We start from the raw sequence: 5,560 nt of genomic DNA, 5'->3' as shown, positions 1-5,560 counted from the left end.
ACCATACATGCCGGAAGAATGCAGTAAAATCAATAGTTTTAGGCTGTATTTTTGTTAATCAGCAGACACTAATTAAGTCTGTCTTATTTGCATCCAAATCTACAATCGGGAAAATTCTAATTTCTTTACATACTCTAAGCATTTCTGTCATTGATGCTATATGAAAATTATATCCTAATGATGTATACATTAGCAGGAAGTGAGAACTCAACCCAATATCAAAGTAATCTGCTCCATAGGGTAATTTATCAGGCAGTTCATGGAATACATAACGTCCCTCTGCTTTTCCCTTTTCATAATCAGACAAAAATTTTCTCACAGCAGACATACGGGTACTTTCAAGTTCTTCTAAACTTTTAATGTTCTTCCACACATAGTTATCCATATTTGCCCGCATTTGCTGCATTACTGTAGTTCGGACTTCCTCAATACGTTTTTCTATATCTTCTTTCGAAAACTGATATATCAAATCAAACGAAATAACACTTCCATTTCTTTCAGTCATCTCATAATTAAAACAGGCTGGACCATCGCCAAACCCTGCAATTTTTTTGACATATCATTATCATCTAAACGGAACATTAATTTGTATTCTTCCATATTTCTGCCCCAAGGTACAACGCTATCTAACTTAAATGCCATTTTCTTTTCCTCCATAATTCCCGGTTTTCCAGTATGAAAAAACGTAACTTGTAGCTAAAAACACTTTTCCATCAAAAAGAATTTTCCTTTTCGCCAGTCAGCATAGCCAACTTCCGAATAACCTAAAGAATTATATAGCCTTAATGCAAATGGATTATTAGAGAATACATCTAATCGAATAACATGAATACCCATTTCCGTTAATTGCTTTTCAATATATAATAGCGTAGATTTAGCAATTCCTCTATTCTGAAAAGTCGGATTCACACAAAGTCTATGTACGATATAAAATGGCTTATCTTTATATTTCCACTTGCCGTTTTCATATTCTTTATCACATTTTTGGTTTAAGGTATATACAACCGCTATTTGACCATTCACTGAACCAACATAGAGTTGACTTTTATCAACATCTTCCTGAAAATCTTCTTTAGTAGGATACAAATCATCCCATTGAAAAATATTATCTCGCTCCATAGCATCTATAGCAGTGCGAATTATACTGTATATTTCTTCAATATCATTTGGAGTTGCGTTTCTATATTTTAGTATCATTACTTTTTCCTCGCAAATTCTAATTTCTCATTCTAATTATTTTAAGTATACACGAATTTGTAAGATTTTTCAATTCCCCGAATTATTTTTGCTTAATTGAACGGCACTCCCACATATTGCAGGAGTGCCGCTTATCACTACGAATAGATAAACTCGCTCTCCACAACTTCCCTCACACAAACCCGAATATTATTCATTTTTTGAACCCATAAAAGCTGGTTTTCTGCCTTTAATTGCTCCGTTACTCCATGCTTGCCGGCATACTCCTTTACCAGCCGAAAAAACATATCCTCTGCCTGTTCATCTATGCTTGCAAGGTATTCATTCAGCCTGCCGCTTGTCAGCAGATTGAGATAAACGAACTGTTTATGCTCTTTAAGATACCGTAAATGCCGCTGTCCCCAAATACCAATCAGCTTTTCTTCTTCGGGAGGTAATGCAAGCTCTGGGAGGTAATAGTCGTCTTGCCTTGCATACCAGAGACCGTTATTTTCGTCATAAATCCTATTTTCCATAGTGTTTCCTACCTTTCTTCTTTGCTGTTTTTAAAGCGTTTTTCACGCTGTTTTGATTTTTGTGCTGCTTTTGCCTGCTCTAAAAGGCTGTCTATCTGCTTACTCCCAAATGTCTTACGGAGCAGCTTATAATCTTTGTTTTCCGCACGGAGGTTTTCATTTTCCCCTGCCAGTTTCTCATTGGTTTTCCTTAACCCTTCATTTTCACGGTGGAGATTGCTATTTGTGGCATTCAGCCGATAGTAGCCGTCCCACGCTTCAAAGCACCTTATAAGAGCCGTTCTAACAAGTGATTTCAGCTTTTGCACCAAAGGCTCTGCCACTTTGTTTCTATATGACTTCGCAGACATGAATCCCTGCGGCTCTGCCAACTGGTACTCTGGAGAAGTGTCAAGCGCCTGTTCCAGAGTTTTTAGGTTTTCCATTCCTTTGTCGTAATTCGCCACCCTGTCCGACAATACTTGGAATTCCTCTTTTTTCTCCGAAATCTGCCCCTCAAGCTGGACGACCTCTTTTTCCCGCTCCTGCTTTTTATAATCAAGGACAGACAAATGTTTCTCATGTGTCCCTTTATGCTCCCATTCAATGCCATGCCGCCCCATCACAGCGGCAAGGCTCTCTTTTTCGGACTGTACCCACTGGCTCCACTCCGTATCGCCACGGGAACCGCCTTTGAATCCCTGCGCCGCCAACGCCTGTTTCAAAGATACCCTTGTATCAAGCCCACGCTTACTGCCAGTCGTGAACGGAACAAAGTCAATGTGTAAATGCGGCGTTGCTTCATCCATATGGATATGAGCGGAAAATACATAAAGATTAGGGTTTCGCTCTTGGAATCCATGATAATATTCATCTAAAATCTGCCTTGCAAGCTGTCCGTTTTCACTTCCTGCGCCCATATTTTCCTTATCCCCAATCTGCAAAATCAGCTCATGGAACGGCTTTTCCTGCTTTGAGTTCCGTATCTTCTCGTAATAATCGGCAATGCGGCGGTCTGCCCTTGTCTGTTTCTCGTTATATCTCTGTAATGCTTCATCAAATAGCTTATGATATACTTTCTTGATATTCTCATTACAGTAATCTACATTGAGGTGGGAGCGTTCAGCATCCACATTTTCAGCCTTGAATTTACGGCTGTTATGGTTGACCGAGCCTTTCCCCACCATTGCGCTAATCGTCCGTCTTATAAAATCACACCCTTTCTTTTCGGCTGGTAGGCTTTGTTATTTTCCCGAAAGTAACGCAAAAGCACTTTTGTCGGCTTCGCCAACAAAAATGCAACCTGCAAGCAGGTTTTGCGCTCTCCGAGGGGTGAGCGTGTGCCAGTGGCACACAAGCTGCGAACCGACCGAGTCGGCAGACGAGACAGGGCGGCTTTTTGTAAAAAGCCCCCTGCACCCCGCAAAAACTTTATCCGTGACGGTTTGCGTCGATGTGACGGTTATTTCCGTACCGCACCCCACTCCTAAAAATACCGTCACACCGTCACATATCGTCACGCTCCCCACGGTACAGCTTTATCATACGCCCCTCGTGACACCGTTCACGTTTATAGAAGATGCCGTATTCGTTGAGTAAACGTCCCGACAGGACATTCAGTTTCCGTGCAAGGCTATTCGGCTGTAACCCTGTTTCCAGCCAAGCCGCAAGCTCCGTCGCCGTCCCCTTCCACAAGGAGCAATCGACAGTAATTCTTTTATCTATTTCCTCAAGTAAAGGCTCTGGCGGCTCTTTCCAAAGTTCTGTTTCTGCCTTTTGAAAATCCCATAACAATGTTTCGGGATTGCGGAGAAGATAGAGTTTCTGCTCTTGCTGGTCTCTGCCCGACACTTCAAGCGTGGCGGCGTTGCCGATGCGTTTTTCTTTCTGCAGCAGGAACGCACCGTCAGCCGCACCGAGCAAGCCAGTAGTTCCCGAAATCATATCGAACTTATCATCAGAACCCTGCTTTCTGGTATGATGGACAATCAAGATACAGATGCCATAGCTGTCTGCAAACTGTTTCAGCCTTGTAATAACCTCATAGTCATTTGCGTAACTGTAATTGTCCCCGCCGACTTCACGCACCTTTTGGAGGGTGTCAATGATAATCAGCCTTGTATCGGTATGCTGTTTCATAAATTCCTGCAACTGTTCATCCAAACCATTGCCAAGATTCCCCGCCGAAACAGAAAAGAATAAATTGTCTGCCCCGTCCGTGCCAAACATACGGTACAGCCTTTCCTGCAGGCGGCGGTAATCATCTTCAAGGGCAAGGTACAAGACCGTTCCTTTTCGGACGGGATATTCCCACAGCGGCACTCCCATACTGGTATGGTACGCAATCTGCGCTATAAGAAAGCTCTTGCCGACTTTTGGCGCGCCTGCGAAAAGATAAGTGCCAGGGTAGAGCAGACCGTCAATCAAAGGCGGCTTGCTCGGATATACAGAATCATACAATTCAGCCATAGATACAGTTTCAAGAGCTTCGCTATTGTTTTTCGGCGGGTAATTGGTTATACTGTTATTGTTTACATTAGGCGGTTGTTCCGTATCTGCGCCAACAGATACATTCGGGGCAGCCGTTTCTTTTTTATTCGCCATCTTCACTTTCTCCTTTCAGACCGCCGAGAATAACCGCAATCAGTTCGATTGTGTCAAGCAGTTCTTCATTTACACCGTCGCCCGCTTCAATCCTCTGCAATTCCTTAAGAACAGCGGCAAGTTCATTGCGGAGTGCCTTATACACCCTCGGATTGCCCTGCACTACTACGTCTTGGCATAAGAGCCGCCTTGTAATATAGTCCTGCTTGGTAAGCCCCGAAAGCCGCACCGCTTTGTCAATCCGCTCATTTTCTTCGGGAGATACCCGAAAAGCGACGGTTTTATTCCTCCAGCGGTTGCAGTTGTCCAAATTCTTTGCCGACATATCAAAAATCCCCCTTTCCCAAATCGTCAAGCCTGTCTGCCATTTCCGTCTGCTTTGACGGAAACAGATGAGCGTACCTATAAGTGATTTCAATGCTCTCATGCCCCACACGGTCGGCAATCGCCACCGCCGAGAACCCCATGTCAATCAATAAGCTGATGTGGCTGTGCCGCAAATCGTGAATCCGTATGCGCTTTACCCCTGCGGCTTTTGCGCCCCTGTCCATCTCGTGATGGAGATAGCTTTTTGTCACCGTGAAAATGCGGTCTTTCTTCTTTAGTCCGTACAGCATACCAATATATTCCTGCATTTCCTCACAGAGAAACTTCGGCATTTTAATTGTGCGGTTGCTCTTTTTCGTTTTCGGAGAAGTAATCACATCTTCGCCATGCAGACGCTGATAGGATTTGTTAATCGTGACCGTTTCCTTATCAAAGTTAAAATCTGCAGCGGTCAATGCTAACAATTCTCCCTCACGGATTCCGCACCAGTAGAGCATCTGGAACGCATAATAGGAAACTGGTTTATCCATCATTTCATCTGCAAACCTCTTATATTCCTCTTTTGTCCAGAACAGCATTTCCTTGTGTTCCTCGCTCCCCATATTGCCCGCCTTTGCCGCAGGATTGGAGCGGAGGTCATAATAGCGCACTGCATGGTTAAATATTGCTGAAAGCTGGTTGTGGACGGTTTTCAGATACGTTTGCGAATAGGGATTGCGTTTTTCATCACGGTAGGCAAGCAGTTCATTTTGCCATGCAATAATTTCCTTTGTGCCAATCTCGCTAATCTTCATCTTACCAAAGTAAGGAAGAATCTTCGTCCGAATGATATGCTCCTTTGTCAGCCAAGTGTTTTCTTTCAGCCGGTTCTTGACATCATTCGCATAAAGCTCTGTAAAGGCTTCAAAGTCCATATCAAGGTCAGCAGAATTTTGCAA

General features: G+C 43.4%; 8 protein-coding genes. All 8 read right to left on the bottom strand.

From position 1 onward, the window contains the following. Nucleotides 1-58: 58 nt before the first annotated feature. Nucleotides 59-505: a hypothetical protein gene (locus D7Y06_RS23835; RefSeq protein WP_120409995.1), complete on the bottom strand. Its 447-nt coding sequence runs from the start codon at nt 503-505 to the stop codon at nt 59-61. Continuing rightward, the gene (locus D7Y06_RS26240; RefSeq protein ID WP_158591482.1) at nt 502-642 is read right to left on the bottom strand and encodes a hypothetical protein; all 141 of its coding nucleotides are present in this window, start codon (nt 640-642) and stop codon (nt 502-504) included. Before D7Y06_RS26240 ends, D7Y06_RS23835 begins: the two co-directional genes overlap by 4 nt. Before the next feature lie 54 nt (nt 643-696). After that, nucleotides 697-1,197, bottom strand: coding sequence for a GNAT family N-acetyltransferase (locus D7Y06_RS23830; protein WP_199714844.1), 501 nt, complete (start codon nt 1,195-1,197; stop codon nt 697-699). Nucleotides 1,198-1,334: 137 nt separating this feature from the next. Further along, nucleotides 1,335-1,712: a TnpV protein gene (locus D7Y06_RS23825; protein WP_120409994.1), complete on the bottom strand. Its 378-nt coding sequence runs from the start codon at nt 1,710-1,712 to the stop codon at nt 1,335-1,337. An 8-nt stretch (nt 1,713-1,720) separates the two neighbouring features. Continuing rightward, nucleotides 1,721-2,878 (bottom strand): plasmid recombination protein, encoded by a 1,158-nt coding sequence (locus tag D7Y06_RS23820; protein WP_120409993.1) that lies wholly within the window; start codon nt 2,876-2,878, stop codon nt 1,721-1,723. A 319-nt stretch (nt 2,879-3,197) separates the two neighbouring features. Next, nucleotides 3,198-4,295 (bottom strand): helicase RepA family protein, encoded by a 1,098-nt coding sequence (locus D7Y06_RS23815; RefSeq protein ID WP_120409992.1) that lies wholly within the window; start codon nt 4,293-4,295, stop codon nt 3,198-3,200. After that, nucleotides 4,285-4,620 (bottom strand): plasmid mobilization protein, encoded by a 336-nt coding sequence (locus D7Y06_RS23810; protein WP_120409991.1) that lies wholly within the window; start codon nt 4,618-4,620, stop codon nt 4,285-4,287. Before D7Y06_RS23810 ends, D7Y06_RS23815 begins: the two co-directional genes overlap by 11 nt. 1 nt (nt 4,621) lies before the next feature. Continuing rightward, on the bottom strand, nt 4,622-5,560 hold a 939-nt coding region (locus tag D7Y06_RS23805), incomplete at its 5' end, for a tyrosine-type recombinase/integrase (RefSeq protein WP_147415765.1).

It is taken from the genome of Roseburia sp. 1XD42-69 (assembly GCF_003612565.1).
In the GTDB taxonomy this organism is placed as follows: Bacteria; Bacillota; Clostridia; order Lachnospirales; family Lachnospiraceae; genus Roseburia_B.
This window is presented reverse-complemented; position numbering and strand designations above follow the sequence as displayed.

What these genes read in the sequence shown, in the direction of transcription:
- D7Y06_RS23830 (WP_199714844.1), bottom strand. Translation starts at nt 1,197, where the DNA reads ATGATACTAAAATATAGAAACGCAACTCCAAATGATATTGAAGAAATA.
- D7Y06_RS23820 (WP_120409993.1), bottom strand. Translation starts at nt 2,878, where the DNA reads ATGGTGGGGAAAGGCTCGGTCAACCATAACAGCCGTAAATTCAAGGCT.
- D7Y06_RS26240 (WP_158591482.1), bottom strand. Translation starts at nt 642, where the DNA reads ATGGCATTTAAGTTAGATAGCGTTGTACCTTGGGGCAGAAATATGGAA.
- D7Y06_RS23810 (WP_120409991.1), bottom strand. Translation starts at nt 4,620, where the DNA reads ATGTCGGCAAAGAATTTGGACAACTGCAACCGCTGGAGGAATAAAACC.
- D7Y06_RS23835 (WP_120409995.1), bottom strand. Translation starts at nt 505, where the DNA reads ATGACTGAAAGAAATGGAAGTGTTATTTCGTTTGATTTGATATATCAG.
- D7Y06_RS23825 (WP_120409994.1), bottom strand. Translation starts at nt 1,712, where the DNA reads ATGGAAAATAGGATTTATGACGAAAATAACGGTCTCTGGTATGCAAGG.
- D7Y06_RS23815 (WP_120409992.1), bottom strand. Translation starts at nt 4,295, where the DNA reads ATGGCGAATAAAAAAGAAACGGCTGCCCCGAATGTATCTGTTGGCGCA.